At 64.5% G+C, this 25,713-nt stretch carries 27 protein-coding genes; 16 read left to right on the top strand and 11 right to left on the bottom strand.

Going from position 1 to position 25,713, the window contains the following annotated elements; genetic code table 11:
- Window positions 1–522: hypothetical protein (locus C4B30_RS22630; protein ID WP_158683514.1), on the top strand; the 522-nt coding region annotated here is incomplete at its 5' end.
- A gap of 220 nt (window positions 523–742) precedes the next feature.
- Here the strand turns inward: C4B30_RS22630 and gyrB are convergent.
- The 3 genes from gyrB to dnaA form a co-directional block, all read right to left on the bottom strand.
- Complete coding sequence (gene gyrB / locus C4B30_RS22635; protein WP_027783064.1) at window positions 743–3,217, bottom strand: DNA topoisomerase (ATP-hydrolyzing) subunit B; 2,475 nt, start codon at window positions 3,215–3,217, stop codon at window positions 743–745.
- 193 nt (window positions 3,218–3,410) lie between these two features.
- Window positions 3,411–4,517 (bottom strand): DNA polymerase III subunit beta, encoded by a 1,107-nt coding sequence (gene dnaN, locus C4B30_RS22640; protein WP_006490996.1) that lies wholly within the window; start codon window positions 4,515–4,517, stop codon window positions 3,411–3,413.
- 169 nt (window positions 4,518–4,686) lie between these two features.
- Window positions 4,687–6,264, bottom strand: a complete 1,578-nt coding sequence (dnaA, locus tag C4B30_RS22645) for a chromosomal replication initiator protein DnaA (protein WP_218827922.1) — start codon at window positions 6,262–6,264, stop codon at window positions 4,687–4,689.
- Between the two features lie 420 nt (window positions 6,265–6,684).
- Here dnaA and rpmH point away from each other — a divergent pair, with 420 nt between their 5' ends.
- From rpmH to yidC, 4 genes are all read left to right on the top strand, one after another.
- Entirely contained in the window at window positions 6,685–6,819 is a 135-nt protein-coding gene (gene rpmH / locus C4B30_RS22655; protein ID WP_004198824.1) for a 50S ribosomal protein L34, read from the top strand.
- 15 nt (window positions 6,820–6,834) lie between these two features.
- Window positions 6,835–7,296, top strand: coding sequence for a ribonuclease P protein component (gene rnpA / locus C4B30_RS22660; RefSeq protein WP_105133062.1), 462 nt, complete (start codon window positions 6,835–6,837; stop codon window positions 7,294–7,296).
- A 75-nt stretch (window positions 7,297–7,371) separates the two neighbouring features.
- Window positions 7,372–7,638 (top strand): membrane protein insertion efficiency factor YidD, encoded by a 267-nt coding sequence (gene yidD / locus C4B30_RS22665; protein ID WP_006750110.1) that lies wholly within the window; start codon window positions 7,372–7,374, stop codon window positions 7,636–7,638.
- An 8-nt stretch (window positions 7,639–7,646) separates the two neighbouring features.
- Entirely contained in the window at window positions 7,647–9,308 is a 1,662-nt protein-coding gene (gene yidC / locus C4B30_RS22670; RefSeq protein WP_027785802.1) for a membrane protein insertase YidC, read from the top strand.
- Between the two features lie 114 nt (window positions 9,309–9,422).
- On the opposite strand, the gene C4B30_RS22675 is transcribed toward yidC, so the two are convergent.
- Window positions 9,423–9,857, bottom strand: coding sequence for a transcriptional regulator (locus C4B30_RS22675; protein WP_027785801.1), 435 nt, complete (start codon window positions 9,855–9,857; stop codon window positions 9,423–9,425).
- A gap of 337 nt (window positions 9,858–10,194) precedes the next feature.
- Between C4B30_RS22675 and mnmE the strand changes: the two genes are divergently transcribed.
- Both mnmE and C4B30_RS22685 read left to right on the top strand, forming a co-directional pair.
- On the top strand, window positions 10,195–11,589 hold the full coding sequence (gene mnmE, locus C4B30_RS22680; RefSeq protein ID WP_105133063.1) for a tRNA uridine-5-carboxymethylaminomethyl(34) synthesis GTPase MnmE: 1,395 nt from the start codon (window positions 10,195–10,197) through the stop codon (window positions 11,587–11,589).
- 82 nt (window positions 11,590–11,671) lie between these two features.
- The gene (locus tag C4B30_RS22685) at window positions 11,672–12,061 is read left to right on the top strand and encodes a hypothetical protein (protein ID WP_158683516.1); all 390 of its coding nucleotides are present in this window, start codon (window positions 11,672–11,674) and stop codon (window positions 12,059–12,061) included.
- A 208-nt stretch (window positions 12,062–12,269) separates the two neighbouring features.
- On the opposite strand, the gene C4B30_RS22690 is transcribed toward C4B30_RS22685, so the two are convergent.
- Complete coding sequence (locus C4B30_RS22690) at window positions 12,270–12,521, bottom strand: Arc family DNA-binding protein (protein ID WP_089499307.1); 252 nt, start codon at window positions 12,519–12,521, stop codon at window positions 12,270–12,272.
- Between the two features lie 437 nt (window positions 12,522–12,958).
- Between C4B30_RS22690 and C4B30_RS35395 the strand changes: the two genes are divergently transcribed.
- Entirely contained in the window at window positions 12,959–13,138 is a 180-nt protein-coding gene (locus tag C4B30_RS35395) for a hypothetical protein (RefSeq protein WP_158683518.1), read from the top strand.
- Window positions 13,131–13,346, top strand: a complete 216-nt coding sequence (locus C4B30_RS22695) for a hypothetical protein (protein WP_089499306.1) — start codon at window positions 13,131–13,133, stop codon at window positions 13,344–13,346. Before C4B30_RS35395 ends, C4B30_RS22695 begins: the two co-directional genes overlap by 8 nt.
- A gap of 224 nt (window positions 13,347–13,570) precedes the next feature.
- On the opposite strand, the gene C4B30_RS36095 is transcribed toward C4B30_RS22695, so the two are convergent.
- From C4B30_RS36095 to C4B30_RS35710, 4 genes are all read right to left on the bottom strand, one after another.
- Window positions 13,571–13,696: a hypothetical protein gene (locus C4B30_RS36095; protein WP_256980637.1), complete on the bottom strand. Its 126-nt coding sequence runs from the start codon at window positions 13,694–13,696 to the stop codon at window positions 13,571–13,573.
- Between the two features lie 150 nt (window positions 13,697–13,846).
- Complete coding sequence (locus C4B30_RS22700; RefSeq protein WP_027785797.1) at window positions 13,847–15,205, bottom strand: sensor domain-containing diguanylate cyclase; 1,359 nt, start codon at window positions 15,203–15,205, stop codon at window positions 13,847–13,849.
- Between the two features lie 109 nt (window positions 15,206–15,314).
- The gene (locus C4B30_RS22705; RefSeq protein ID WP_027785796.1) at window positions 15,315–15,563 is read right to left on the bottom strand and encodes a DUF2795 domain-containing protein; all 249 of its coding nucleotides are present in this window, start codon (window positions 15,561–15,563) and stop codon (window positions 15,315–15,317) included.
- A 113-nt stretch (window positions 15,564–15,676) separates the two neighbouring features.
- Window positions 15,677–15,844: a hypothetical protein gene (locus C4B30_RS35710; protein WP_175888569.1), complete on the bottom strand. Its 168-nt coding sequence runs from the start codon at window positions 15,842–15,844 to the stop codon at window positions 15,677–15,679.
- A gap of 154 nt (window positions 15,845–15,998) precedes the next feature.
- Here C4B30_RS35710 and speG point away from each other — a divergent pair, with 154 nt between their 5' ends.
- The 3 genes from speG to C4B30_RS22720 all read left to right on the top strand — a co-directional run bounded on the left by speG (window position 15,999) and on the right by C4B30_RS22720 (window position 18,135).
- Window positions 15,999–16,556, top strand: a complete 558-nt coding sequence (speG, locus tag C4B30_RS22710; protein WP_027785794.1) for a spermidine N1-acetyltransferase — start codon at window positions 15,999–16,001, stop codon at window positions 16,554–16,556.
- Between the two features lie 488 nt (window positions 16,557–17,044).
- Window positions 17,045–17,392 carry a surface attachment protein Sap1 gene (gene sap1, locus C4B30_RS22715; RefSeq protein WP_027785793.1) on the top strand — a complete coding sequence of 116 codons (348 nt, stop codon included), beginning with the start codon at window positions 17,045–17,047 and terminating at the stop codon, window positions 17,390–17,392.
- Window positions 17,393–17,580: 188 nt separating this feature from the next.
- On the top strand, window positions 17,581–18,135 hold the full coding sequence (locus C4B30_RS22720) for a YaeQ family protein (RefSeq protein ID WP_027785792.1): 555 nt from the start codon (window positions 17,581–17,583) through the stop codon (window positions 18,133–18,135).
- Window positions 18,136–18,156: 21 nt separating this feature from the next.
- On the opposite strand, the gene C4B30_RS22725 is transcribed toward C4B30_RS22720, so the two are convergent.
- Entirely contained in the window at window positions 18,157–18,570 is a 414-nt protein-coding gene (locus C4B30_RS22725) for a VOC family protein (RefSeq protein WP_027785791.1), read from the bottom strand.
- A 430-nt stretch (window positions 18,571–19,000) separates the two neighbouring features.
- Here C4B30_RS22725 and ada point away from each other — a divergent pair, with 430 nt between their 5' ends.
- The 3 genes from ada to gshA all read left to right on the top strand — a co-directional run bounded on the left by ada (window position 19,001) and on the right by gshA (window position 23,140).
- On the top strand, window positions 19,001–20,092 hold the full coding sequence (gene ada / locus C4B30_RS22735; RefSeq protein ID WP_027785790.1) for a bifunctional DNA-binding transcriptional regulator/O6-methylguanine-DNA methyltransferase Ada: 1,092 nt from the start codon (window positions 19,001–19,003) through the stop codon (window positions 20,090–20,092).
- Window positions 20,089–21,048, top strand: coding sequence for a DNA-3-methyladenine glycosylase family protein (locus C4B30_RS22740; protein WP_027785789.1), 960 nt, complete (start codon window positions 20,089–20,091; stop codon window positions 21,046–21,048). Before ada ends, C4B30_RS22740 begins: the two co-directional genes overlap by 4 nt.
- A gap of 478 nt (window positions 21,049–21,526) precedes the next feature.
- Window positions 21,527–23,140 (top strand): glutamate--cysteine ligase, encoded by a 1,614-nt coding sequence (gene gshA, locus C4B30_RS22745; protein WP_027785788.1) that lies wholly within the window; start codon window positions 21,527–21,529, stop codon window positions 23,138–23,140.
- 62 nt (window positions 23,141–23,202) lie between these two features.
- On the opposite strand, the gene C4B30_RS22750 is transcribed toward gshA, so the two are convergent.
- Window positions 23,203–23,517 carry a DUF4148 domain-containing protein gene (locus tag C4B30_RS22750; RefSeq protein ID WP_027785787.1) on the bottom strand — a complete coding sequence of 105 codons (315 nt, stop codon included), beginning with the start codon at window positions 23,515–23,517 and terminating at the stop codon, window positions 23,203–23,205.
- 483 nt (window positions 23,518–24,000) lie between these two features.
- Here C4B30_RS22750 and C4B30_RS22755 point away from each other — a divergent pair, with 483 nt between their 5' ends.
- Window positions 24,001–25,641, top strand: a complete 1,641-nt coding sequence (locus C4B30_RS22755) for an L-lactate permease (protein ID WP_027785786.1) — start codon at window positions 24,001–24,003, stop codon at window positions 25,639–25,641.
- Window positions 25,642–25,713: the final 72 nt, after the last annotated feature.

Here is a 25,713-nt window from a genome sequence, read left to right on the forward strand (position 1 = left end):
CTTCAGGCCAGCCTCGGCTTCCTTCAAGATGCCGATGATTTGTTCTTCGGTGAATCGCTTTTTCATTGCCGTTCCTCTCTGGAACGGACTCTACACCGTCACCGTACTAAATGCGGGGAGCAGGTCACCGGCCTTATAGAAGGCGCGCAAGGAAAGGTTCGCGCATTCGAAGAAAAGGTAAAGAGAATCGACGCTCGCATCCGGCAGCTTGAGGATGATAGAGATGCAGTTGAGGCCTTACTCGAGTACGTAAAAAAGGCCACGGAGCGGAAATCTGCGCTAACTGGCTTGTTCGTACAGGAATTTGAGTACGGTGCCGGCGAAGAGGTTCATCCCGAGATTGTTGACCAGTACGAGAAACGACTGGAAAGGCGAAAAGCGTCGATTGAGCACCTGAGTGCATTGCGTGAGCAACGCTTACGTGGAATCGAGTTTGCGAAGCGGGACATCGAGTTGCTGAAGAGAGTCTCTGCGGTTGAATATTGGCCTGTCTACCTTGAAGCAGCGGTTGAGGACTTCTAAGGCACGTACGCCCGTTCGGATTGCCGAGGCTCTAGGTTCCTGAGGCCCGCGCGAAAGGGTAGCGTAGGCCGTCAATGACCGTGGTCTTCGAAACGTTCGAGGAAGAACGATGCGCGTCGTCGAACTCGCGATAAATCTAGGCTACCAACAGAACGGACCCGTAAGTTTCTCAACTTATGGGTCCGTTTTTCTCAGGTTATGAGGCTATCTACATTACCCCTTAAACGTCAATATTCCCCGCCCGCAACGCATTGCTCTCAATAAACGCCCGCCGCGGCTCGACATCATCCCCCATCAGCGTAGTAAAGATCCCATCCGCAGCAATCGCGTCCTCGATCTGCACACGCAGGAGTCGCCGCACCGCCGGATCCATCGTCGTTTCCCAAAGCTGCCCGGGGTTCATCTCCCCCAGCCCCTTATACCGCTGCTTCGAAACGTTCCGTTCAGCATCCGCCAGCAGCCACTTCATCGCGCTCTTGAAGTCGCTGACAGCCATGCTGCGCTCACCACGCTTGATAACGGCACCTTCCCCGATAAGCCCCGTGAACGTATTCGCGGTGGCCACGAGCTGCTGATAATCCGCCGTGTGCTGGAATTCCTGATCGATGACAGAAACCCGCACATTGCCGTGATGCGTCCGCTCGACATTCAGCGACCGCTGTTCCCGAACCGGATCATACGAAGGCACCACGCGCACTTCGTTCTTCAAAGCCTCGTCATGCAACGCAGCATGAAGCGCCTTCGCCGAAGCCTCGGTCGACTCCTCATTGGAGAGATCGATCACCACCCCGTCCATGACCGCTTCCAGCGCCGCCGGATCATACAACCGGCTCAATCGATCGATCACGCTTTGCGACAGCAGATACGACCTTGCCAGCTCCCCAAGCGCATCCCCAGAAATCGCCGCCGCATTCTCACCCGGCACCAGCTCCGAGCCTTGCAGCGCCAATCGCAGCATGTGCGCGTTGAGCTCCGCGTCATCCTTCAGATACCGTTCGTCCTTGCCCGCCTTGATCTTGTACAGCGGCGGCTGCGCGATATACACATAGCCGCGCTCGATCATGTCCGGCATCTGGCGATACAGGAACGTGAGCAGCAGCGTCCGGATGTGCGCACCGTCCACGTCCGCGTCGGTCATGATGATGATGCGGTGATAGCGCAGCTTGTCGAGGTTGTAGTCTTCCTTGCCGATCCCGCAGCCGAGCGCGGTCACGAGCGTGACGATCTGCTCCGACGACAGCAGCTTGTCGTAGCGCGCCTTCTCGACGTTCAGTACCTTGCCGCGCAGCGGCAGGATCGCCTGGAACTTGCGATCGCGCCCTTGCTTTGCCGAGCCGCCTGCCGAGTCGCCCTCGACGATGTAGATTTCGCACTTCGCCGGGTCTTTCTCCTGGCAGTCCGCGAGCTTGCCCGGCAGGCCGACGCCATCGAGCACGCCCTTGCGGCGCGTCATCTCGCGTGCCTTGCGCGCAGCATCGCGCGCACGTGCGGCTTCGACGATCTTCCCGCAAATGATCTTCGCGTCGATTGGCGTCTCGAGCAGGAACTCTTCCAGCGCCTTCGCGACGACTTCTTCAACCGGCGCGCGCACTTCGGACGACACCAGCTTGTCCTTCGTCTGCGAGCTGAACTTCGGCTCCGGCACTTTCACGGACAGCACGCACGACAGCCCTTCGCGCATGTCGTCGCCGGTCGTCTCGACCTTCGCCTTCTTCGCGATTTCGTTGTCGGTGATGTACTTGTTGATGACGCGCGTCATCGCGGCCCGCAGGCCGGTCAGGTGCGTGCCGCCGTCGCGCTGCGGAATGTTGTTCGTGAAGCACAGCACGTTCTCGTTGTAGCTGTCGTTCCACTGCATCGCGACTTCGACGCCCACGTTGTCCTTCTCGCCCGTGGCGAAGAACACCGTCGGGTGCAGGTTGGTCTTCGTCTTGTTGATGTACTCGACGAAACCCTTCACGCCGCCGGCGAACGCGAAATCGTCTTCCTTGCCCGAGCGCAGGTCGGTGAGGCGGATCCGCACGCCGTTGTTCAGGAACGAAAGCTCGCGCATCCGCTTCGCGAGGATGTCGTAGTGATACTCGACCGTGCCGAAAATGGTCGGATCGGCCATGAAGTGCACTTCGGTGCCGCGGTTCTCGGTGTCGCCGGTCACGAGCATCGGCGACACTTCCACGCCGTCCACCACTTCGAGCACGCGATCCTGCGCGACGCCGCGATGGAATTCCATGAAACGCTTCTTGCCGTCGCGGCGCACGGTGAGGCGCAGCCAGCTCGACAGCGCGTTCACGCACGACACGCCCACGCCGTGCAGGCCGCCGGACACCTTGTAGCTGTTCTGGTCGAACTTGCCGCCGGCGTGCAGCTCGGTCATCACGATCTCGGCGGCGCTGCGCTTCGGCTCGTGCTTGTCGTTCATCTTCACGTCGGTCGGAATCCCGCGGCCGTTGTCGGTCACGGAAATCGAGTTGTCGGCGTGAATCGTCACGTGGATGTCGTTGCAGTACCCGGCCAACGCTTCGTCGATCGAGTTGTCGAGCACCTCGAACACGAGGTGGTGCAGACCGGTGCCGTCCGACGTGTCGCCGATGTACATCCCGGGGCGCTTGCGCACCGCTTCCAGCCCCTCGAGGATCTGGATCGACGAAGCGCCGTAGCTGCTGTTATCGGGTCGCGAATTGTGCTGTTCACTCATGGATATCTTCCGGTTCTGCGGGGCCACTCTCGTGGCGGCGCGGTGCGTTTCAGCGGGGGAAATCGCCGGCCGCTCGAGTTTCCTGGCCCGCCCCGGGGCACCGAAAAGGCACCAAAGGGGCGGGTTGTCGGTTCGCCATAAAAACGCCAAAGGGGCTTGCCGCCCCCTGGTGTGTGTCGCGATGTCGAACGCGTCAGATGCGCATCGGCATCACGACATACTTGAACTCGTCGTTCTCGGGCACGGTGATCAGCGCGCTCGAGCTGGCGTCGCCGAGGCTCACCTGCACGGTGTCGACCTTCAGGTTCGCGAGCACGTCGAGCAGATACGTGACGTTGAAGCCGATGTCGACGGTATCGCCCTGATAAGCGATTTCCAGTTCTTCCTGCGCCTCTTCCTGATCGGCGTTGGTCGACATGATCTTCAACTGGCCCGGCGCGATGATGCAGCGCACGCCCTTGAATTTGTCCGAGGTCAGGATCGCCGCGCGCTGCAGCGAACGCTGCAGTTCTTCACGGCCGATCTCGAACGTGTTCTTGTGCGCCTTCGGGATCACGCGCTGGAAGTCGGGGAACTTGCCCTCGACGAGTTTCGACACGAGCTCGACCTGGCCGAACGTGAACTTGGCCTGGGTTTGCGCGATGTCGATGGTGACGGTGTCGTCGATGTCCTCGAGCAGGCGTTGCAGCTCGAGAATCGTCTTGCGCGGCACGATGACTTCCTGGCGGCCGAACGTGCCGCCTTCGAGCTTCATCGACGAGAACGCGAGGCGGTGGCCGTCGGTGGCCACGGCCATCAACTGGTCGCCGTCGACGACGAGCAGCATGCCGTTCAGGTAGTAGCGGATGTCCTGCTGCGCCATCGCGAAGTGCACCATGCCGAGCAGCTGGCGGAACGACTTCTGCGGGACGGTGAGCGTGGCGCCGAAATCCTTCGCCTGCGCGACGGTCGGGAACTCGTCGGCCGCCAGCGTCTGCAGTGCGAAACGGCTCTTGCCCGATTGAACGGTGAGGCGCTTGTCGGCGAGCGACAGCGTGACCTGGCCGTCAGGCATCGCGCGCAGGATGTCGAGCAGCTTGCGGGCCGCGACGGTGGTCGCGATCTGGTCGCCGCCGACGCCGAAATCGGCGCGCGTGGTGATCTGCAGCTCCAGGTCGGTCGACAGGAATGAAACGTCCGGGCCGTTCTTGGTGATCAGCAGGTTGGCGAGGATCGGCAACGTATGGCGGCGTTCGACGATGCCGCTGACCGTTTGCAGCGGCCTGAGGAGGGTGTCTCGTTCGGTCTTGACCAGTTGCATAGAGTTCCTTCGTTGAGTAACGGCCTGCAGCGCAGCAGCCACGCAGCGCCCCGCCGGCCGGGCTCTTGGCCCGCCACCACCGGGGCGGTCAAACCAGTATTGTGCCTCAAAACCGAACCGCCCCCCTTAAATTGGGGCGGAGGCCGAATTATCAAGCGCGGCCGCCCGCTCAGCCCTTCAGCGTCTGTTCCAGCACGTGCAGCTCGTGGTTGAGCTGCGCGTCCTTGCTGCGCTCGTCGGCGATCTTGCGCACCGCGTGCAGCACGGTGGTGTGATCGCGCCCGCCGAACAGCTCGCCGATCTCCGGCAGGCTCTTCTGCGTGAGTTCCTTCGCGAGATACATCGCGATCTGCCGCGGCCGCGCGATGTTCGCGGGGCGCTTCTTCGAATACATGTCGGCGACCTTGATGTTGTAGAAGTCGGCGACGGTCTTCTGGATGTTCTCGACCGAAATCTGCCGGTTCTGCACGGTCAGCAGGTCCTTCAGCGCTTCCTTGGTCAGCTCGATCGAGATCTCGCGACCGTGGAACTTCGAATACGCGAGGATCTTGCGCAGCGCGCCTTCGAGTTCGCGCACGTTCGAGCGCAGGTGCTTCGCGACGAAGAACGCGACGTCTTCCGACAGGTTCACGCCTTCCGATTGCGCCTTGCGCATCAGGATCGCGACGCGCATCTCGAGCTCGGGCGGCTCGATCGCGACGGTGAGGCCCGAGTCGAAGCGCGAGATCAGGCGATCGTCGATGCCCGAGATCTCCTTCGGATACGTGTCGCTGGTGATGATCACCTGCGCCTTGTTCGCGACCAGCGCCTCGAACGCGTAGAAGAATTCCTCTTGCGTGCGCGACTTGCCGGAGAAGAACTGGATATCGTCGATCAGCAGCAGGTCGAGCGAGTGGTAGTAGCGCTTGAAGTCGTCGAACGCCTTGCGCTGGTACGCCTTCACCACGTCGGACACGTACTGTTCCGCATGGATGTAGCGGATCCGCGCGCCGGCCTTGTCGAGCAGCAACTGGTTGCCGATCGCGTGGATCAGGTGGGTCTTGCCGAGGCCGACGCCGCCATACAGGAACAGCGGGTTGTACGAGATGCCGGGGTTGTCCGCGACCTGGATCGCCGCGGCGCGCGCGAGCTGGTTCGCCTTGCCGGTCACGAAGTTGTCGAACGTGAGCACCGGGTTCAGCTTCGAACGTTCGTACATCGAATCGGCTTCGCCGCCGTTGGCGGGCGCGGCGCCCGGGCCCGGACGCCACGTGCGGCGGCCGGCCGCCGCTTCATGCGCGGGCAGGCTCGGCAGGTCGATGTCGGCGTCGTCGGCGTTCAGGTGGTGCGCGGCGGCCGCGGACGGCGTCATCGGCACGTCGGCCGGCGCGCTGGGCGTGGCGGCGGCATGCGCGGTCAGGTTGGCGGCGATCGCGGCGACCGTCGCGGCCGGGCCGCCGGGAGTCAGCGGCGCGCGCGGCGCAGCCGGTGCGGCGCCCATGGCGGCGCTGCGCATGCCGGCCTTCGGATCGAGAACGAACTGGACTTCGATCGGCGTGTTCCAGAATTCACGGGCCAGATCGGCGATCCGCCCCGAAAACTGGCTCTTGACCCAGTCCAGCTTGAAGCGGTTCGGCGCGGCGATGGACAGCGTGTTCGCCGACGCATCGAAGGCCACCGGGGCCAAGGGTTTGATCCACGTCACGTACTGCTGGGGCGTCAGCTCGCGCTCCAGCAGTGCGGAACAGTGTTGCCAGAAATCGTTCATCAAGTAGCTGTCGTTTTTGCGTGCACAGCGCGGCTCGCCGGCGCGCTTGTCGCGGTCGCGCAACAAGGCCCGAAGCGGTCGTGCGAGCGTGCGTCGGACGCCTGCGTCACAGTCTTGGCGGGGCAGGCGCGGGCCGAAGCGGCGTGCGGGATTCTTGGAGATAAGGCGAGATTCTAACGCCAAACGCAGCCACAGCGGGACTTATCCACAGGCTGGGTTTGTGGGGCGCGGGGCCGGATCGCCTGGGGTGTGCACAGGCGGACGACTCCTAAGGTATTGACCGTCAAGAGAAAAACGGTTTAAATAGCGGGTTCCGCGAAAACCAATCCTGTATTCCCGGCGATTGCGTTCGCCCGAATGCCTCCGGTTAAGGGCACGCGGTCCCCTGAATTTCGACATTCTCGAACAAGTGAGAACATCATGAAACGTACTTACCAACCGTCCGTGACGCGCCGCAAGCGCACCCATGGCTTCCGTGTCCGCATGAAGACGGCAGGTGGCCGCAAGGTCATCAACGCTCGCCGCGCGAAGGGCCGCAAGCGCCTCGCCATCTAAGGCAGGTTGCGCGCTGTGTCCGCCGTCCGCAGTTCCGCGGAAGGTGCCGTCGAGCCGGGTGCGAATCCGTCGCAGACGAAAGCCGCCTTCCCGAAAGCTGCGCGACTTCTGAAAACGGATGAATTTTCATCCGTTTTTCGTTTGCGCCCCTGGCGGCGTTCCGCGCACTTCGTGATCTACGGCAAGCCGACCGGTCAGCCCGCGCGCCTGGGGCTCGTCATCGGCAAGAAGTATGCGCCGCGAGCGGTAACCCGTAACCTCGTGAAGCGGCTGGCGCGCGATGCGTTTCGCTTGCGCCGGGCCGAATTCGCCGGTTACGACCTGCTGCTGCGGCAGCACACGCGCTTCGACAAGAAAGCGCTGCCGAGCGCGGCTTCCGCCCCGCTCGCGGCGATGTGCGCGGCCGAGATCCGCGAACTGCTCGACAGGGCAGTCCGGGAAATCGCCCGCCGCGCGTCGAAGCCCGCGTCCGAGTGACGCATCCGTGCCCGGTGCGGCGTTCGCGCCCACCCGGCCGGTTTTGACGCGGCGTCGTACGGCGCCGCCCAAGGTATGGAAACGGTATTGATCGCCTTGCTGCGCTTCTACAAGGTTGCCGTGAGCCCGATGCTCGGCAACCGTTGCCGTTTTTATCCTTCCTGTTCGGATTACGCGCGCGAGGCAATCCAGTATCATGGCGCCGCGCGCGGCACGTATCTCGCCGTCAGGCGCGTGTGCCGATGCCACCCGTTTTCCGCGGGCGGCATCGACCTCGTCCCGCCGCCCAACTCCGACACTCGCGCTCGCGGCGAAGCCGACGCGCGGTCCCATCGACTCTGAGACAACGCATGGATATCAAACGCACCGTCCTATGGGTGATCTTCTTCATGTCAGCTGTCATGCTGTACGACAACTGGCAGCGGGACCATGGACGCCCGTCGATGTTCTTCCCGAGCGCCACGCACACGGCCCCCGCCGCTGCCGGCGGCGCATCGGGCACGGGCGCGACGACGACCGCAGGTGAAGTGCCTGCCGCCGCGGCCGGCGCCGCACCGTCGACGACGGCTCCGGCCGCCCAGGCGCAGCTCGTGAAATTCTCGACCGACGTGTACGACGGCGAAATCGACACGCGCGGCGGCACGCTCGCGAAGCTGACGCTGAAGAAGCAGGGCGACGGCAAGCAGCCCGACCTGTACATCACGCTGTTCGACCACACGGCCGGCCACACGTACCTCGCACGCACGGGCCTGCTCGGCGGCGATTTCCCGAACCACAACGACGTCTACACGCAGGTCAATGCAGGCCCGACGTCGCTGACGGGCGACCAGAACACGCTGAAGCTGTCGTTCGAATCGCCGGTGAAGGGCGGCGTGAAGGTCGTGAAGACCTACACGTTCACGCGCGGCAGCTACGTGGTCGGCGTCGACACCAAGATCGACAACGTCGGCACGGTGCCTGTCACGCCGACGGTCTACATGGAACTGGTGCGCGACAACACAGCCGTCGAAACGCCGATGTTCTCGCACACGTTCCTCGGGCCGGCGGTCTACACGGACGCGAAGCACTTCCAGAAGATCGACTTCAGCGACCTCGACAAGAACAAGGCGAACTTCGAGAAGGCCGCCGACAACGGCTGGGTCGCGATGGTGCAGCATTACTTCGCGTCGGCCTGGATTCCGCAGCAGGGCGTGAAGCGCGACATCTACGCTGAAAAGATCGATCCGACGCTGTACCGCGTCGGCGTGAAGCAGCCGGTCGCCGCGATCGCGCCGGGCCAGTCGGCCGACGTGCAGGCGCGCCTGTTCGCCGGTCCGGAAGAAGAGCGCATGCTCGAAGGCATCGCGCCGGGCCTGGAGCTCGTGAAGGACTACGGCTGGGTGACGATCATCGCGAAGCCGCTGTTCTGGCTGCTCGAGAAGATTCATGGCTACGTCGGCAACTGGGGCTGGGCGATCGTGTTGCTGACGGTGCTGATCAAGGCGGTGTTCTTCCCGCTGTCGGCCGCCAGCTACAAGTCGATGGCGCGCATGAAGGAAATCACGCCGCGCATGCAGGCGCTGCGCGAACGCTTCAAGAGCGATCCGCAGAAGATGAACTCGGCGCTGATGGAGCTGTACAAGACCGAGAAGGTCAATCCGTTCGGCGGCTGCCTGCCGGTCGTGATCCAGATCCCGGTGTTCATCTCGCTGTACTGGGTGCTGCTCGCATCGGTCGAAATGCGCGGCGCGCCGTGGATTCTGTGGATTCACGACCTGTCGCAGCGCGATCCGTTCTTCATCCTGCCGGTGCTGATGGCCGTGTCGATGTTCGTTCAGACGAGCCTCAACCCGACGCCGCCGGACCCGGTCCAGGCGAAGATGATGAAGTTCATGCCGATCGCGTTCTCGGTCATGTTCTTCTTCTTCCCGGCTGGTCTGGTGCTGTACTACGTCGTGAACAACGTGCTGTCGATCGCGCAGCAGTACTACATCACGCGCAAGCTCGGCGGCGTCAAGAAGAAGCCGGCCTGACGCCCGTTGGCCTCGCGGGCGGTCAGCTGCCCGCGATGCTTGCAAAAAAAGCCGCATGGTTCATGACCATGCGGCTTTTTTGTTTCCCGGCGGCGGCGCGTGCGGTGGCTGCGTTCAGGCTTTCTTCGCTTCGAGTTTCGGATCGCCGTAGAACTGCTCGATCAGTTCCTGAACGAGGTAGCGCTGGTGCGGAGACAATGCCTCGATCTTCGACGCGAGTTCGATCGTCTCGGGCGTCGGCGGATAGCGTTCGTCGCGCGGCAGCGGTTGCGGCGTCGGATGTTCGATCACGCTCGGCGACGGCCCGTAATGCAGCCAGTGCACTTCGACGCGCAACCATTCGGCCAGCGTTTCGAGTTTGTCCGACGTCGGGATCGTGCGGCCCGTCAACCATTTGTGCGCGGTTTGCGGCGAAACGGGATGCGTTCCGCGGTGGCGCAGATTGAATCGGTTCGCCAGCTCCGTCGCGCCCGTGACCTTCTCCGGGCTGCGCCGCAGGGCGAATTTCAGGCGTTCCGAGAACGCGGCTTTTTCTTCGGATGTCGGCATGGGGAGATTGTGCAATTCCATCGCCGCGTCTCAGACAACCATATGAGATAAATGTATCTCGTTCAGACGAATCCCGACCTTGGTTAGGATGGGGAATGAAATTGAGGGACGTACTGCCAAGCCCCTCCGGCCCGCATACTCGTCCGAAATGGCCGGTGTGTGATGCGGCCGGACTGATACTCGGCTTATCCCCGGTGGGATAAATTCGGGCGAGTCCGAATCCGGCGTCGCCGCCAGTGGCGTGTGAGCCGGCACGCTACAATGCCGGCGTTCCGATGCCCGAGCTGTTGTGCGGGCGCACCATTGACACGCTGTTTACCCGATTTCTCCGATTCCCATGCTCGCTACCGATTCCGATCCGATCGTCGCCATTGCCACTGCTGCCGGCCGGGGTGGCATCGGGGTCGTCCGCGTGTCGTTCGGGCGCGGCGGCGAGGCGGCCGCGCTGCCGCTGATCGACGCGTTGTGCGGGCAGAAGCTCGCGCCGCGTCATGCGAGCTACGTGCCCTTCCTCGACGCGCACGGCGCGCCGCTCGACCGCGGGATCGCGCTGTATTTCCCGGCGCCGCATTCGTACACCGGCGAGCACGTGCTCGAGCTGCAGGGGCATGGCGGGCCGATCGTGATGCAGCTGTTGCTGCAGCGCTGCCTGGATGCGGGGCGTGGCTTCGGGCTGCGGCTCGCGGAGCCGGGCGAGTTCACGCGACGCGCGTTCCTGAACGACAAGCTCGATCTCGCGCAGGCCGAGGCCGTCGCCGACCTGATCGAGGCGAGCACCGAAGCGGCCGCGCGCTCGGCCGGGCGTTCGCTCGACGGCGCGTTCTCGCGGCAGATCCATGCGCTCGTCGACGACGTGATTACGCTGCGGATGCTGGTCGAGGCGACGCTCGATTTTCCGGAGGAGGAAATCGACTTCCTCGAAGCGGCCGACGCACGCGGCAAGCTCGCGAAAATCCGCGCGCAGCTCGCGCATGTGCTCGGCGACGCGCGGCAGGGCGCGCTGTTGCGAGAAGGGCTGTCGGTCGTGCTTGCGGGGCAACCGAACGTCGGCAAATCGTCGCTGCTGAATGCGCTGGCGGGCGCCGAGCTGGCGATCGTCACGCCGATCGCCGGAACGACGCGCGACAAGGTGGCGCAGACGATTCAGGTCGAAGGGATTCCGCTGCACATCATCGATACGGCCGGGCTGCGCGAGACGGAGGACGAAGTCGAGCGGATCGGGATTGCGCGCACGTGGAGCGAGATCGAGCGCGCGGATGTCGTACTGCATCTGCTCGATTCGCGCACGGGGATGACGCCGGACGACGGGACGATCGCGGCGCGGTTTCCGGCCGGCGTGCCGGTGGTGCGCGTGCTGAACAAGACGGATCTGACCGGCGTGCCGGCGTGCGTCGAGCATCCGGCGGCGGAAGGTGACCTGACCGAGGTACATCTGTCGGCGAAGCGCGGCGACGGGATCGACATGCTGCGCGCTGAGCTACTGCGGATCGCGGGGTGGCAGGCGGGGGCCGAAGGCGTATATCTCGCGCGCGAGCGGCATCTGATCGCGCTGCGGGCCGCGCAAGAGCATCTCGCGCAGGCGGCGGATCATGCGGAGCAAAGGGCGCAGTCGCTCGATCTGTTTGCCGAGGAGTTGAGGCTCACGCAGGAGCAGCTCAATGCGATTACCGGGGAGTTCACTTCGGATGATCTGCTGGGGGTGATCTTCAGCAGGTTTTGTATCGGGAAATGATCCCAGGGTCATCGAATGCGATCCGGACGGTACGTCGCGGTTGCACTTCCTGCCGATCGTATGGCACCTGGTACTGGTGGCCATGGCGGATCTAACCCGCTACTACGTCACCGCGTTAAATCAGCACCGGGCTGGCCTGTTGGTTCTGATATCGCTGACCATGCTCGACTTTCTACGTTTCCATTCGTTCCCAGATGGCAATGTAACGCTATTACAGCTCTACCGCTTCGATCATGATGCTGTCATCAGCCTGGAGCGAAACTTCGAGCAAGCTAAGGAAGGACTACTACGCGCCTTTGGAGTGGAGCGGGAAGCTCCTAGGATTGGGATCAAGGGCTGCACGATGCCAAACCTTGGCTTGACTATTTCTGAAGGCTTCGGGCCTACCGCGAGTTCCAGTAGCGTGTTGGAACCATCGAGCATGGCCGAGGTAGCATGGGCTCAGCCTCCCGTTTTCGATCGCGGAGATTGAAGGCGCTGGTCCAAGTGTGGGCCGGGACATGGTTCGGCTGGTGTTGTGGGGGATGAAAGCTGGCGGCTGATCGAGTCAATTGGTTACGGGTGCGGTGAAAAATGGTACGGCCACAGTCAATTGACTGAAAACTGGGGTCAGAACAGTCTATTGCTACAGAGAACGGGTCCCCGTTTCCGGGCGCCTTTCTGGTTGTGCTGCGTGGCGATCAACGCTTGCCGTGGCGCTGTTGCTGTTCGCCCAGTGCTTGGACGACTTTTCCGGCGACTGTATCGGCGAACAAGTCCAGCGTCTGCTCGTCGATCGATCGAGGCCCTGCGCTATCGTGAGCAAGGCTTTCCTCCAAACGCGCCACAATTTCGGCGGTTAGTGATCGCTTGCTTTTCACAGACGCTTCTATCAACCGCTCTTTGAGGGCAGCCGGAATGCGCAGGTTGGTTTGGGGTTCATCGCGAGCCATAGCCAAGTCTAAGGCAGCACGGTGCTTGCAATCAATGAAGCACCGTGCTATACATATGAGTAGCACGGTGCTTCATGGCGATCGATGTTATGTGAGATTGTTCGACGAGGTCACGATAGAGACGACTCGTCCTTGGTAGGTCCTATTGCCTATTTCGGTCCGCGGCCGCTGGATGGAGAGGGCAATTTGAAGCGTTGATGTCATACCGCAAATCTTGGTGGTTCTCTTGATCGAAATTCGTTCGAATCGTCGGGGAATTGGAGAGGCTGCGAAGATGTACTGCGAGTAGACGGCTGATTCTTTGTTCAACGGAATTGGCAACCAACCATCAGGTGCTTGCCGCATTGTCTGAAACTTGGTTTTGATAGATCTGACTTCGTTCAGGTATGTAAATATGCGTGTCAATTAGGAAAGCTAATTTAGTACGAGGATGGAAAATGAACGACAAAGGACTTGCGAGCAGCAATCGTTCTGCTATTCAAGGTAGAGACGCAGATGCATCTTGTCGCGATGTTCTGGATGCTCCGGGCATTGACCAAAAAAAAGTTATCACTCAGCGCCTCGATAGCAGTAGAGGAGGCCGCCGCATAGAGATCGCGGAGGCTCATCATGGCTGACAATGACGATCCGATCTTGGGGGCTGACGAAGTGCGCCGCGAACTAATTCAGGCATCGCGTCAACTAAGCGTATTGCTGCTCGATCTTTCGATGGACCCCGAGCGGATTTTCGAACACTTCGCCCCACGTCGTGATGCCTTCTTCGAATTACTGTCGGATCTAAGCGTCAAGATCAATACGCGCGTGGAGGAGCTGCTTCGCGAGTGATGATATGAGTATTCCGGCGTCCCAGCCCATTTTTGCTGTGAGGGCGATCATGCCGCCGACTGAGCGGAGCACAATTCCGCCGACGCGACGCAAGTCATCTGTTACGCGAAGAGCGATGTTCACGCTCGGCCGCTTCGGATTTCGCGCGACGCGCGGCGTTGTACCGGAGGCCGCTTAATGAAGCCTCATCGATGTTTGGAGCGGTGTCGTATATTTCCCGCGTGTCAATCCCAATGACGATGATGATGGTAATACCCGCCATCACCGTAATACCCGCCACCGTCAGGCACCACGATACAGCCGCTCAGCAACACGGCCACGCCTGCAATCAACAAAAGGGTTTTCTTCATGGCGTTCACCTGCTCGGGTTCGATATGAAACCGAGCATAGCGAGCGCCCGCAACCCGGGCTGTAAGCATTGGTATCCCTGCGGCGCTTTGCGTAACGGCGCATTATTCCGGTCAAAATGACCGTAACAAATACCCAAACAACAGACGTTATCAGGCGACGACCACCCTGTTTCGCCCCGTATCCTTCGCCCGATACAGCGCGGCATCGGCGGCTTCGATCAACGCATCGGGTGTCGACAGATCATCCGCCGACACGGTCGCACAGCCGACGCTGACGCTCACGCGCCCGGCCGGCGAGTCGGGCATCGCGAGGTCGAGCCGCAGCACCGCTTCGCGCGCTTCGTCGGCTACCACCCGCGCGCCGCGCGCGCCGGTGTTCGGCAGCACGATCGCGAACTCCTCCCCGCCGTAACGCGCGACGATATCCGCGGGCCTCCGCACGGCACCGGCCAGTGCATTCGCGACGGCGATCAGGCACGCATCGCCCTTCACGTGACCGAATGCGTCGTTGTACGCCTTGAAGTGATCGACGTCGACCATCAGCAGCGACAGCGGTTCGCCCTGCCGTCGCGCCTGCAGGAACAGCGTGTGGAAATGATCGTTGAAGTGGCTGCGGTTGAACGCGCCCGTGAGCCCGTCGCGCGCGGACGAACGAATCAGCGTGGCGTGCGCTTCGAACAACTGCTGATACAGCATCGTCACTTCCCACGCGAGCACGCACACGAGCACGCCGGGCGTGAACATGCTGAACACGCGTGCGACGTACCAGCCGACCGTGAAGCGGTTCGTGGTCAGCAGGTTCAGCGTCGTGTCGGTCAGGCACGCGAGCACCGCGATGGCGAGCCACAGGTCGAGCGTCGTGCGCAGCCGTCCCGTGACCAGCACGCCCACGAGCGCAAGCACGTTGAGGATCCAGACGACGAGCGCGATGCCGTTGACGGGCAGCACGGCCGCGTCGCGAGGCGGATGGAACGCGGGCGGCAGCGACACGTTCAGCGCGAGCGCGCACAGGAGGGCCGCCGCGACGGCCGGCCCGCCGACGAGCGCGACCGTCCAGCGGCGCGTCTCTTTCGCGCCGACCGGGGCGCGCGTCAACCGCTCGCGGGCGAACAGCGCGGCCATCACGAAGCACGGAAAGCCGGCATGCCAGAAGATCCACATCCATGCGGCGCTTTGCGGGCGGGCGCCGAGCAGGCCATGCGGCGCGAACACGCCGGGAAAGGTGAGCAGTTGCAGCGCGACGGCGAGCGCGGTGAACGCATAGGCGCCGCCGAGCGCACCGAGCACGGGCTGGCGCGTCACGGTGAACTGCGCGCCGAGGAAGAACGCCGCGATGCTCGCGGTCGTGAACACGGTGAGCGCGCACATCGGCATGAACGGCTCGACGGCCGGCAGCGCGACGTTCGCGTGCGGCGCGGCGATCCCGAGCGCAAGCAGGATGACGAGCGCCGTCAGCGCGCCGAACCACAGCTGACGTTGCGTCGTGTGCTGAATCAGGATGCCTTCCATGGACTCCCCCGGACACGCGTGCTCAAACGCCCGATCTTGCGCCGGGCAGCACGCATCCGATCGCGGCGCGACCGGTGCGGTCCGATCCTATCTCGTTATTGGCGTCCGCTCAAATGCCGAGCCCCGGGCCGAAGTTGCCGGCGACGCAGCGTGTGACGGCGTCGACGTCCGCGTAATCCTGTTCGGGCAGGCCGTCGAGCATCGACAGCACGTCGTTGCTGGCGCCGGCATCGCGTGCGGCATCGACGATCGCATCCTTGTTCGCCGGATAGCGGACGGCCGCCAGCACATCGGCGATCTGCAGGTCGATCGTTTCGTTCGGGATATCGTGCGGAGGAAGGGCGGGCTTGTCGTTCACGTCGGCGTCTCGCGGGTTGGGCGGGAATCGGGTCGAAGCGCAAGAATCGTGCACCGCATGTTACTCGGCCGGCGGAGGCGGCCGGCGCGTGCTGCGATCGACGATGATCGAAGTCAATGCCCGCGACGCATGCGGCGCCACGGATGCTTCCAGTCGATGTGCGGCGCGTTCTCGTCGCGCGGATGCTGGCGGCGATGTTCCTGCCAGAGTTCGTCGGAAAACAGCGCGGCCACGATGACCAGCGGCAGCACGAGGAAAATTCCGAGTATGACTTGCTCCATCACGATAGCCTCCTTGCGGTGGCAGGAACCCTTGCTCCCATTCTAGGCTCTGAACTGCGCCCGCGTTCAATTTCTTACAGTGCGAAACGGGCCCGAACGCGGCCGTGCCGCGCGGGCGTTCCGCACGTGCGCCGGCATTAAAAAGGACATGAACATGCAACTCCAGAACGATACCAACACACTCGCGCTGCGGCCGCTGGAGCGCCAGGACCTGCGCTTCGTCCACGAGATGAACAACGACGCGAAGATCATGCGCTACTGGTTCGAGGAGCCGTACGAAACCTTCTCGGAACTGTCGCAACTGTACGACCGCCACGTGCACGACCAGCGCGAGCGCCGTTTCGTCGCGGTCGATGCGCAAGACGAACTGGTCGGCCTCGTCGAGCTGATCGAGCTCGATTACATCCACCGTCGCGGCGAGTTCCAGATCATCATCGCGCCTCAGTGCCAGGGGCGCGGCTACGCGGGCCAGGCGACGCGCCTCGCGATCGAGTACGCGTTCAAGGTGCTGAACATGCGCAAGCTGTACCTGATCGTCGACACGTCGAACGCGGCGGCAATCCATGTGTACGAGAAATGCGGATTCCAGCACGAGGCCGAATTAAAGGAAGAATTTTTCGGGAATGGCGCGTATCACAACGCTTATCGCATGTGCATCTTCCAGCGCGATTATTTCGAGCGCCAGCAAATCGGGCTGAATAAAGCAGGGTAAACGCCACACTGGTAAAAGGCACTTGCGGCGGGGCTCGGAGGGCGCAGAACGGAGGCGGGAACTACGGATAAATACGGATGCGCTTATACCTGGCATTTTTCTTGTATCAGGTAAATGCGATTCCGCGCTGCGGTAAAGTCGAATCGTTTCGGATGACTTTATGTGCAACGCATCAAAATGATCCGGATAGCGAAATGGATTATCCAAATCGTTCAATCGGCGCATTGTAACTTTGCTGAAAGCCCTGTCGGGTAACGCTTTCCGCCCGGCGGCGCGGGCCGGCGCGTCGTTCGGCAGCCGTTGCCGCCGGCGTGAATCGCGCCAAAAGTGGGTTGCGCGCGGGGTGCGACAATCCGCCGCTATTGCGGTCGCACAACAAATGTGCTTGCTATCGTTTGCCGGTCTTCTAAAGTGAAAAACGCGGGTTCACGATCACCTTTAAACACATAGCTAACCCAGCCTGGTGCCCGCAAGCCTGGAGACAGAACATGATGAAGCGTACCGGTGTCCTTTTTGCCCTTGTCGGCGCATTTTGTGCTGTGTCGATTGCCAAGGCCGGCGGCGATTCGGCCGTCAAGCCGAAGCAGGAAATCCAGCTGACGAAGAATGCATGGGGCTGTCTGTCCAAAGACAATCTGGATTCCGTACTGAATCACGAACGTGACGGCAAGTCGCAGGCGAAGCAGCAGTACTTCGACGACTTCCGCTGCCTGTCGGTGCCGGAAGGCCAGCGCTTCCGCGTGGTATCGGTCGATCAGGGCGACGTGCAGTTCGTCAGCGCCGACAACAGCGACCAGCAAGGTCTCTGGACCGATTCGCGCTTCGTCAAGCAGTAACCGTCCATTCACCGCGCCGTCGCACGACGCCCGAGCGCACCGGCCCGACGGGCCGGCGGAGCGAATCGAACACGGCCCGGCCATGCCGGGCCGTTGTGCTGTGAATCGCGCATGAAGCACGCCGGACGGCGCGCATTCGGTATCATCACGGCCCGACCGAACCGAATGCCCGCCCGGGCCGCATCCGCATGGCGCTGAAATCCACGATCTACAAAGCCGAACTGCAAATCGCCGACATGGATCGGCATTACTACGCCGATCACGCGCTGACGGTGGCGCGCCATCCGTCGGAAACCGACGACCGGATGATGGTGCGCATCGCCGCGTTCGCGCTGTTCGCGCACGAACGGCTCGAATTCAGCAAGGGGCTGTCGGACGTCGACGAGCCCGATCTGTGGCAGAAGGACCTGACGGGCGCGATCGACGTGTGGATCGAGGCCGGCCAGCCGGACGAACGGCGCATCGCGAAGGCGGCCGGCCGTGCCGGGCAGGTCACGGTGATCGCCTACGGCGGCAAGACGTCGGAAATCTGGTGGCAGGGCGTGCGCAGCAAGGTCGAACGGCTGCGCAACGTGCAGGTGCTGTCGCTCGCCGACGGCGTCGCGGCCGCGCTCGGGCGGCTCGCGGAACGCACGATGCGCCTGCAGTGCACGGTGCAGGACGGCGCCGCGTGGATCTCGAGCGCCGACCACGATCCGATCGCGGTCGAGTGGACGGTGCTGAAGGCGCGCGCCGACGCGTGACGGCCCGCGCGCCGGCCGCGTTCAGCCGAGCGCGGCCGGCGGCCCCTTGAATTCGACCATGTTCCCTTCGGGATCGAACAGGTAGATCGACGGCCCGTAGCCGCCGGCGCCGTAGCGCTGCGCCGGCGCTTCCGGCCGCGCGCCATGCGCGGCGAAATGGGCGATCAATGCGTCGGGGTCGAACGGCTCGACGCGCAGGCACAGGTGGTCGAGGTTGCGCCCGGTGCCGGGCGGGCCGCTGTCGGGGCGATCGATCGGGCCGCCGACCGTCAGCAGGTCGATCAGCGCATCGCCGGCGCGCAGTTGCACGAGGCCCAGATCGGGCTGCTCCTTCTCCACGTGGCAACCGACGGCGTCGCAGTAAAAGCGTGTCATTGCCGCCATGTCGGTCACGCGCAGCACGATGTGATCGATTCCGCGGATGGTGGGCTTCATGGGCGGGAACTCCTTCGCAGTCGACGAGCATCGAGTGTAGACGCATCGCGCCTGCGCTGCCGGCCGGAACGCGGCACAATCGACGGACGAAAAAAAGCCCGTTCACGCAGAGCGGAACGGGCTTAATCCATATCAGGAGGAGACATGGAGGAGACAGTTCCAACTATACACACGGCGATGGTGCGACGCAATATTCCGATTGCAAAAAAACGTCAGGACGATGATTTGCCGCATCCGCACTGCAGCAAAATGGTGACGGGACGATGACGAAAACCGCGCGGGAGCGGCTGTCGCGCACATTTCGTCGGATTTATTTTTAGCGATGCGGCCCCGATTCGCCGGCACGAATCACAGAGCAAGATTCGGGGCGCGACGGCATGTGCCGATGTCTAGAGTAGGCACCATCTACACTAGAGAGTGCGAGGTTCAGATGAAAACCGCCTATCCGACCGACGATGCCCGCTGGGGCGCCGTGACCGAACGCGATCCGCATGCGGATGGCGCGTTCTTCTATGCCGTCAGCACGACCGGCGTGTTCTGCCGCCCGACCTGCGCGTCGCGCCAGCCGCGTCGCGAGAACGTATCCTTTTTTGCCGATCCGGCGGCCGCGCGCGCGGCCGGCTTCCGGCCCTGCAAGCGTTGCCAGCCCGAAGGGCTGCCGCGCGAGCTGGAAATCGTCAATCGCGCGTGCGCGGTGCTCGACGCGCACGCCGAGCGGCTCACGCTGCAGCAGTTGAGCGACGCCGTGCACGTGAGCCCGTTCCATCTGCAGCGGCTCTTCAAGCGCGTGGTCGGCGTGTCGCCGCGGCAGTACCAGGCCGCGCAGCGCGGTGCCGCGCTGCGACAGGCGCTGCAAAGCGGGCAGCCGGTCACGCGGGCGGCCGTCGACGCGGGTTTCAACTCGCCGTCGCGGCTCTATGCGTCAGTGCCGCGCGAGCTGGGGATGGCGCCGTCCTCCTTCCGCCGCCAGGGCGCGGGCCTGCGGATCGACTATGCGACCGCGTCGACGTCGCTCGGCACCGTGCTCGTCGCCGCCACCGAACAGGGCATCTGCCGGATCGCGTTCGGCGACGACGCGGCGTCGCTCGTCGGCGAGCTGAAGGACGCGTTCGCGCGGGCGGAACTGGTCGAATCGTCGGCCCGGCTCGCGCCGTTCGTCACGCAGATCCGTGCGTACCTCGACGGCACGCGGCACGCATTCGACCTGCCGCTCGACATCGCGCCGACGGCGTTCCAGCAGCGCGTGTGGGAAGCGCTGACGCATATCCCGTACGGCGAAACGCGCAGCTATTCGGAGATCGCCGAGGCGCTCGGCTCGCCGCGCGCGGTGCGGGCGGTCGCGTCCGCGTGCGCGTCGAATCCGGTCGCGCTCGCGATCCCGTGCCACCGCGTCGTGCAGAAGGGCGGCGCGCTCGCCGGCTATCGCTGGGGCGTGCGCCGCAAGGCGACGCTGCTCGCGGCCGAGGCGCGTCATATCCACACCGATGAAGCCGAAGCCGAGACGGAGGGCAGTGCGGTTTGAGCATCGAAACGACAACGATCACATCCATCGCGAACGGCGGCCCGGTGCCGCCGTTCGCGCGGATGGAACTGCGCTACAAGGCGCCGTACGACTGGGCGCGCGTGCTGCGCTTTTTCAGCGGGCGCGCGATTCCGGGCGTCGAGCAGGTGGCCGACGGCGCGTATCGCCGCATCGTCGACCTGCACGGCGATGCCGGCCGGCTCACCGTCACGAAACACCCGCGCAAGCATTGCCTGATCGCGACCGTCGAAGGGGCGCTCGCGCGTCACGTCGACGATGCATTCGCCGCGCGCGTCGCGACGATGTTCGACCTCGGCGCCGATCCGGCCGCGATCGGCGGCGATCTCGCGCGCGATCCGTGGTTCGCGCCGCTCGTCGAGGCCGCGCCGGGGCTGCGCGTGCCGGGCGCGTGGTCGGGGTTCGAGCTGGCCGTGCGCGCGATCGTCGGCCAGCAGGTGAGCGTGAAGGCCGCGACGACGATCGTCGGCCGGCTCGTCGAACGGGCCGGCGAACGCGTGATTCATGAAGACGACGGCGCGCCCGCGTGGCGTTTCCCGACGCCCGACGCGCTGGCCGCGTGCGATCTCGACAAGATCGGGATGCCCGGCAAGCGCGTGGCGGCGCTGACCGGCGTGGCGCGCGCGGTGGCGGCCGGCGACGTGCCGGTCGACCGCGCGCATGCCGATCTCGCGACGCTGCGCGGCGCATGGCTCGATCTGCCCGGCATCGGTCCGTGGACCGTCGAATACATCGCGATGCGCGCATGGCGCGACCCGGACGCGTGGCCGGCATCCGATCTCGTGCTGATGCAGTCGATCGCCGCGCGCGACCCGGCGCTCGACCGGCTCACCAGCCAGAAGCGCCGCACCGAAGGCTGGCGGCCGTGGCGCGCGTATGCGGCGCTGCATCTGTGGAACGAAGTGGCCGACCGGGCGGGCGCCGCGCGCGGCGGGTAAGCGCGGCGGGGCGAGCGCGGCGGCCCGCGCTCGGGTGCGACCGCAACGCGGCTGGGCCGCAACCCGCTGCGCAAGCGGTGCCGGCAAGCGGCAAGCGCCGGCGCGACGCGACTCGTCATGGCGGAGTCCGCGCCTCCGGCGTCGGCCGGATGTCGCGCGTGCGATGCCCGCGCACGCGTCGTTTCGCGATCCATTCGGCGACGAGGTTGCACCTGCCGCCACCCGTTCGCCGTTCGCGTTCCGTCCGACGAATGGCGCCGACCGGCGTGCCGATCGGCCTCGTCCGGAGCCGGCGATACCGGCCGGGACTGCCGCGCCCGGCCCGTCCGACGGCCCGCTCAGGCCCGCGCGCCATGCCCGGGGCCACCTCAAGCGCGGGTTCCGGCGAGATGTTAAAGTGCCCGCTACCAACGAAGCGACCAACAATCCAGCCGGCCGCGCGGCGTTCTGCGCGCGGCCGTCACGCACTTGCGTCTCCATGTCGAACACCATGACTCACCGCCAGTCCGAACTGCTGCTGAATCGCCTCGACGCGCTGAGCTCGGGCCCGACGCGGCAGCATCTGCCCGACGGCCTGCGCGGCATCGAAAAGGAAAGCCTGCGCGTGACGCGCGACGGGATGATCGCGTTCACGCCGCATCCGCGCGCGCTCGGTTCGGCGCTCACGCATCCGGCGCTGACGACCGACTATTCCGAAGCGCTGATCGAACTGATCACGCCCGCGGAGCGCGACGCCGCGCTCACGCTCGAACGCCTCGACGATCTGCATCGCTACGTCTATTCGTCGCTCGGCGACGAGATGCTGTGGAGCGACTCGATGCCCGGCCTGCTGCCGGCCGACGACCAGATCCCGATCGCCAACTACGGCACGTCGAACATCGGCCGCCTGAAGACGGTGTACCGGCGCGGCCTCGCGTATCGCTACGGCCGCACGATGCAGTGCATTGCCGGCATCCACTACAACTACTCGCTGCACGAGGAAGTGTGGCGGCGCCTGCATGCGGAAGAAGGGTCGACGGCGACGCTCGTCGATTACCAGTCGGAACGCTACCTCGCGCAGATCCGCAACTTCCGCCGCCGCAGCTGGCTGCTGATGTACCTGTTCGGGGCATCGCCCGTGCTCGACACGAAGTTCCTGCGTGGCAAGCCGCATCACCTCGACACGTTCGACGCCGATACGCTGTACCGGCCGTACGCGACCAGCCTGCGGATGAGCGATCTCGGCTACTCGAACACGACGGCCCAGGCCGCGCTGCACGTCGACTACAACACGCTGCCCGGCTATCTCGACGCGCTGTCGAAGGCCGTCAGCGAGCCGTATCCGGCGTACGAGGCGATCGGCACGCATCGCGACGGCGAGTGGATCCAGATCAACACGAACGTGCTGCAGATCGAGAACGAGTTCTACTCGACGATCCGGCCGAAGCGCGTCACGTATTCGGGCGAGCGGCCGCTGCATGCGCTCGCGTCGCGCGGCGTGCAGTACATCGAAGTGCGCTGTCTCGACATCGATCCGTTCGAACCGACCGGCATCGCACTGGAGACCGCGCGCTTCCTCGACGCGTTCCTGCTCGCCTGCGCGCTCGACGAAAGCGCGCCCCTCGACTGCGACACATACAAGGAAGCGAACGCGAACTTCGGCAGCGTGACGCTGGATGGCCGCAAGCCGGGGCTCACGCTGACACGCGACGCCCAGCCGGTCACGCTGCAGGCGTGGGCGGATGCGCTGATGGCCGATATCGAAATCGTCGGCCGCCGTCTCGACGACATTCGTGGCGGCGACGAGCATGCGCGCGCGATTGCCGCGCAACGCGAGAAGCTCGCCGATCCGGAGCGCACGCCGTCCGCGCGCGTGCTGCGCACGATGCGCGAGAACGGTCAGTCGTTCCTCGCGTTCGCGCTCGCTCAGAGCGAAGCGCATGCCGCGCATTTCCGCGCGCATCCGCCGTCGGCCGAGACGCTGCGCACCGAGCAGGCGCTCGCCGCGAAGTCGCTGGCCGAGCAGGCCGAGCTCGAAGCGAAGGAGGCCGGATCGTTCGACGCGTTCGTCGCCGCCTATCGCGCCTATACGCTGAACCGCTTCAGCGTGTGACGATCGCGCATGCGGCCGGCGCAGCGTGCGCCGTGCCGCGATGCGATTGCAATCCGGGTCCGTCAGCGATCAGTAACGGGCGTACGTGCCGCGCTCGGCCACGCCGGCTTGCCCGATTCCGCGTTGCCCCGGCCGTCGCTGCCGTAACCGGCGGCGTCGCGCTCACCACGCGCCTGCGCGGCACGCTGCATGACCGCCTGCATGTTCCGCGGAAAGTCTGGACTGCTTGCGAGGCTCGATCGGTAGCCGGCTGCCTGCAGTTCCACGAGTTCCTGGCGGACCTGCGTGCGCGTGAGCGCCGACGCGGTTTGCGCGTGAGCGGCGAACGCCGCGCCGATCAGCATGAACGCGCATGCCGCGTGTTTCATCGTCGTCATCGTGTTTGCTCCGTGAGGTTCCGGTGCCGCGCCATCGCCGGCGCGGCCGGAAACGATGCAGCCAGTCCAGGCTTCGGAGGCCAAACGAAACATCCTCGTGGCTGGCAGTCATCTTTTCCGGTCGCGCAACATTGCGCGGCCACCGGTGAGCCGGCCGCGACGGGTTTTCTGTCGAACGCGACAGCGGCACGCCATCTGCCGGCCATCGTGCGGCGGCGGGTTCGTATCGGCTCGCCCGCATCGGGCTTCTCCCCCCTTGTACAAGCGCGTCGCGCCTCCTAACCTCTTTTAAGCGACCGATCGGTTGGCCGCGCAACGTCGTTGCGTACGCAAGCGCCCGATCGCGGTCGCGACTGCAGGAGACTGCAGGACATCGCTTGTACCGAGCCCGGCGCATCGACATGCGAAGCCGGGCCGGCCGCACAAGGCATGGGACCCGAGTAGACGCTGAAGCGCCAACTCGGGTCGACATCTGGAGACACGATGAATCCCACCGACGCCCTACCGCCCGGCATCGTCTTCGCGCAACCGTTGACGCCGGTCGCGCACTCGCTGCTCCTGTCGTTCCTCGTCGCCGCGATCCCGATCGCGGTCGCGCTGATCGCGCTCGGCGTGCTGCGCCGCCCCGCGTGGCAGGCGTCGCTCGCCGGGCTCGTCGCGGGCCTGGCGGTCGCGATCGGCGCGTGGGGGATGCCGGCCGGGCTCGCGTTCAACGCGGTCGGCGCCGGCATGGCGCTCGCGGTCGTGCCGGTGATGTGGATCGTCTTCAACGCGCTGCTGCTGTACAACATCGCGGTGAAGTCGGGCCGCTTCGACCAGTTCCGGCAGTGGATGCTCGACAACCTGCCCGACGACCGCCGTCTCGTGCTGCTCGTCGTCGCGTTCTCGTTCGGCTGTCTGCTCGAGGGAATCTCCGGATTCGGCACGCCGGTCGCGATCACGAGCGCGCTGCTGATCGCGCTCGGTTTCCCCGCGCTCGAAGCGCTCACCTATACGCTGCTGTTCAACACGGCGCCGGTCGCGTTCGGCGCGCTCGGCGTGCCGATCACCGTGCTCGGCGCGGTCACGTCGCTGCCGCCCGCGACGCTCGCGCAGATGGTCGGCCGTCAGTTGCCATTCTTCGCGCTGCTGCTGCCGTTCTACGTGGTCGGCGCATACGGCGGCTTGCGCTCGATCACGAAGCTGTGGCCCGCGCTGCTCGTGTCCGGCGGCAGCTTCGCGATCGCGCAGTTCGTCACGTCGAACTTTCTCGGCTACCAGCTCACCGACGTGCTGTCGTCGCTCTCGTCGCTGATCGTGACGATCGGCTTCCTGCAGGTGTGGAAGCCGCAGCCCGATCCGCAATTCGCGCTCGCGCGCAGCGTGCCGGCCGCCGCCGGCGCCGCGCGCGCGGGCTTCGGCGGCTGGCTGCCGTGGCTCGTCGTGTCGGTGGTCGTGATCGTCTGGGTGCACGCGAACATCGCGGCGATCGGCGACGTGAAGATCAAGTGGCCGGGCCTGCACAATGCCGTGTACGTGTCGCTGTACCACAAGCCGTATGCGGCGATCTGGGATTTCCAGCCGCTCGGCACGGGCACCGCGATCCTCGTGTCGGCGATCATCACGGCCGCGCTGACGCGCACCGGCCCCGGCGCGTTTTTCGAATGCGTGGTGAAGACGTGGCGGCAGACGTGGATCGCGATCGTCACGGTGATGATGATCGTCGGGCTCGCGTACCTGCTGAACTACTCGGGCATCAGCTACACGCTCGGCACCGGCGTCGCGTCGACGGGCGCGCTGTTCCCGCTGGTGTCGGCATCGCTCGGCTGGATCGCCGTGTTCCTGTCCGGCAGCGACACGTCGGGCAACGCGCTGTTCGGCAACCTGCAGGTCGTCGCCGCGCGGCAGCTCGGCCTCGATCCGGTGCTGATGGCCGCGACCAATTCGTCGGGCGGCGTGATGGGCAAGATGATCTCGCCGCAGAACATCGCGACGGGCGTGTCGACGACGGACCTGAAAGGGCAGGAAGGCGTCGTGTTCGCGCGCACCTTCTGGCACAGCGTGATCCTCACGCTGTTGCTCGGCGTGCTGGTGTTCCTGCAGCAGCACGTGCTGACATGGATGATTCCGGCGCTGCCGAAGTGACGCACGGCGCGACGACGGAAGGAAGGCACGAGGACAACGACGAGGGAAGGCGCGAAAAAAGCGCCCGGCAGT

Source organism: Burkholderia sp. BE12 (genome assembly GCF_002959955.1).
In the GTDB taxonomy this organism is placed as follows: domain Bacteria; phylum Pseudomonadota; class Gammaproteobacteria; order Burkholderiales; family Burkholderiaceae; genus Burkholderia.

Coding starts and splice junctions, on each gene's coding strand:
- gyrB (WP_027783064.1), bottom strand. CDS start 3,217: ATGAGTGAACAGCACAATTCGCGACCCGATAACAGCAGCTACGGCGCT.
- dnaN (WP_006490996.1), bottom strand. CDS start 4,517: ATGCAACTGGTCAAGACCGAACGAGACACCCTCCTCAGGCCGCTGCAA.
- dnaA (WP_218827922.1), bottom strand. CDS start 6,264: ATGAACGATTTCTGGCAACACTGTTCCGCACTGCTGGAGCGCGAGCTG.
- rpmH (WP_004198824.1), top strand. CDS start 6,685: ATGAAACGTACTTACCAACCGTCCGTGACGCGCCGCAAGCGCACCCAT.
- yidD (WP_006750110.1), top strand. CDS start 7,372: ATGGAAACGGTATTGATCGCCTTGCTGCGCTTCTACAAGGTTGCCGTG.
- yidC (WP_027785802.1), top strand. CDS start 7,647: ATGGATATCAAACGCACCGTCCTATGGGTGATCTTCTTCATGTCAGCT.
- C4B30_RS22675 (WP_027785801.1), bottom strand. CDS start 9,857: ATGCCGACATCCGAAGAAAAAGCCGCGTTCTCGGAACGCCTGAAATTC.
- mnmE (WP_105133063.1), top strand. CDS start 10,195: ATGCTCGCTACCGATTCCGATCCGATCGTCGCCATTGCCACTGCTGCC.
- C4B30_RS22685 (WP_158683516.1), top strand. CDS start 11,672: ATGGCGGATCTAACCCGCTACTACGTCACCGCGTTAAATCAGCACCGG.
- C4B30_RS22690 (WP_089499307.1), bottom strand. CDS start 12,521: ATGGCTCGCGATGAACCCCAAACCAACCTGCGCATTCCGGCTGCCCTC.
- C4B30_RS35395 (WP_158683518.1), top strand. CDS start 12,959: ATGAACGACAAAGGACTTGCGAGCAGCAATCGTTCTGCTATTCAAGGT.
- C4B30_RS22695 (WP_089499306.1), top strand. CDS start 13,131: ATGGCTGACAATGACGATCCGATCTTGGGGGCTGACGAAGTGCGCCGC.
- C4B30_RS36095 (WP_256980637.1), bottom strand. CDS start 13,696: ATGAAGAAAACCCTTTTGTTGATTGCAGGCGTGGCCGTGTTGCTGAGC.
- C4B30_RS22700 (WP_027785797.1), bottom strand. CDS start 15,205: ATGGAAGGCATCCTGATTCAGCACACGACGCAACGTCAGCTGTGGTTC.
- C4B30_RS35710 (WP_175888569.1), bottom strand. CDS start 15,844: ATGGAGCAAGTCATACTCGGAATTTTCCTCGTGCTGCCGCTGGTCATC.
- speG (WP_027785794.1), top strand. CDS start 15,999: ATGCAACTCCAGAACGATACCAACACACTCGCGCTGCGGCCGCTGGAG.
- sap1 (WP_027785793.1), top strand. CDS start 17,045: ATGATGAAGCGTACCGGTGTCCTTTTTGCCCTTGTCGGCGCATTTTGT.
- C4B30_RS22720 (WP_027785792.1), top strand. CDS start 17,581: ATGGCGCTGAAATCCACGATCTACAAAGCCGAACTGCAAATCGCCGAC.
- C4B30_RS22725 (WP_027785791.1), bottom strand. CDS start 18,570: ATGAAGCCCACCATCCGCGGAATCGATCACATCGTGCTGCGCGTGACC.
- ada (WP_027785790.1), top strand. CDS start 19,001: ATGAAAACCGCCTATCCGACCGACGATGCCCGCTGGGGCGCCGTGACC.
- gshA (WP_027785788.1), top strand. CDS start 21,527: ATGTCGAACACCATGACTCACCGCCAGTCCGAACTGCTGCTGAATCGC.
- C4B30_RS22750 (WP_027785787.1), bottom strand. CDS start 23,517: ATGACGACGATGAAACACGCGGCATGCGCGTTCATGCTGATCGGCGCG.
- C4B30_RS22755 (WP_027785786.1), top strand. CDS start 24,001: ATGAATCCCACCGACGCCCTACCGCCCGGCATCGTCTTCGCGCAACCG.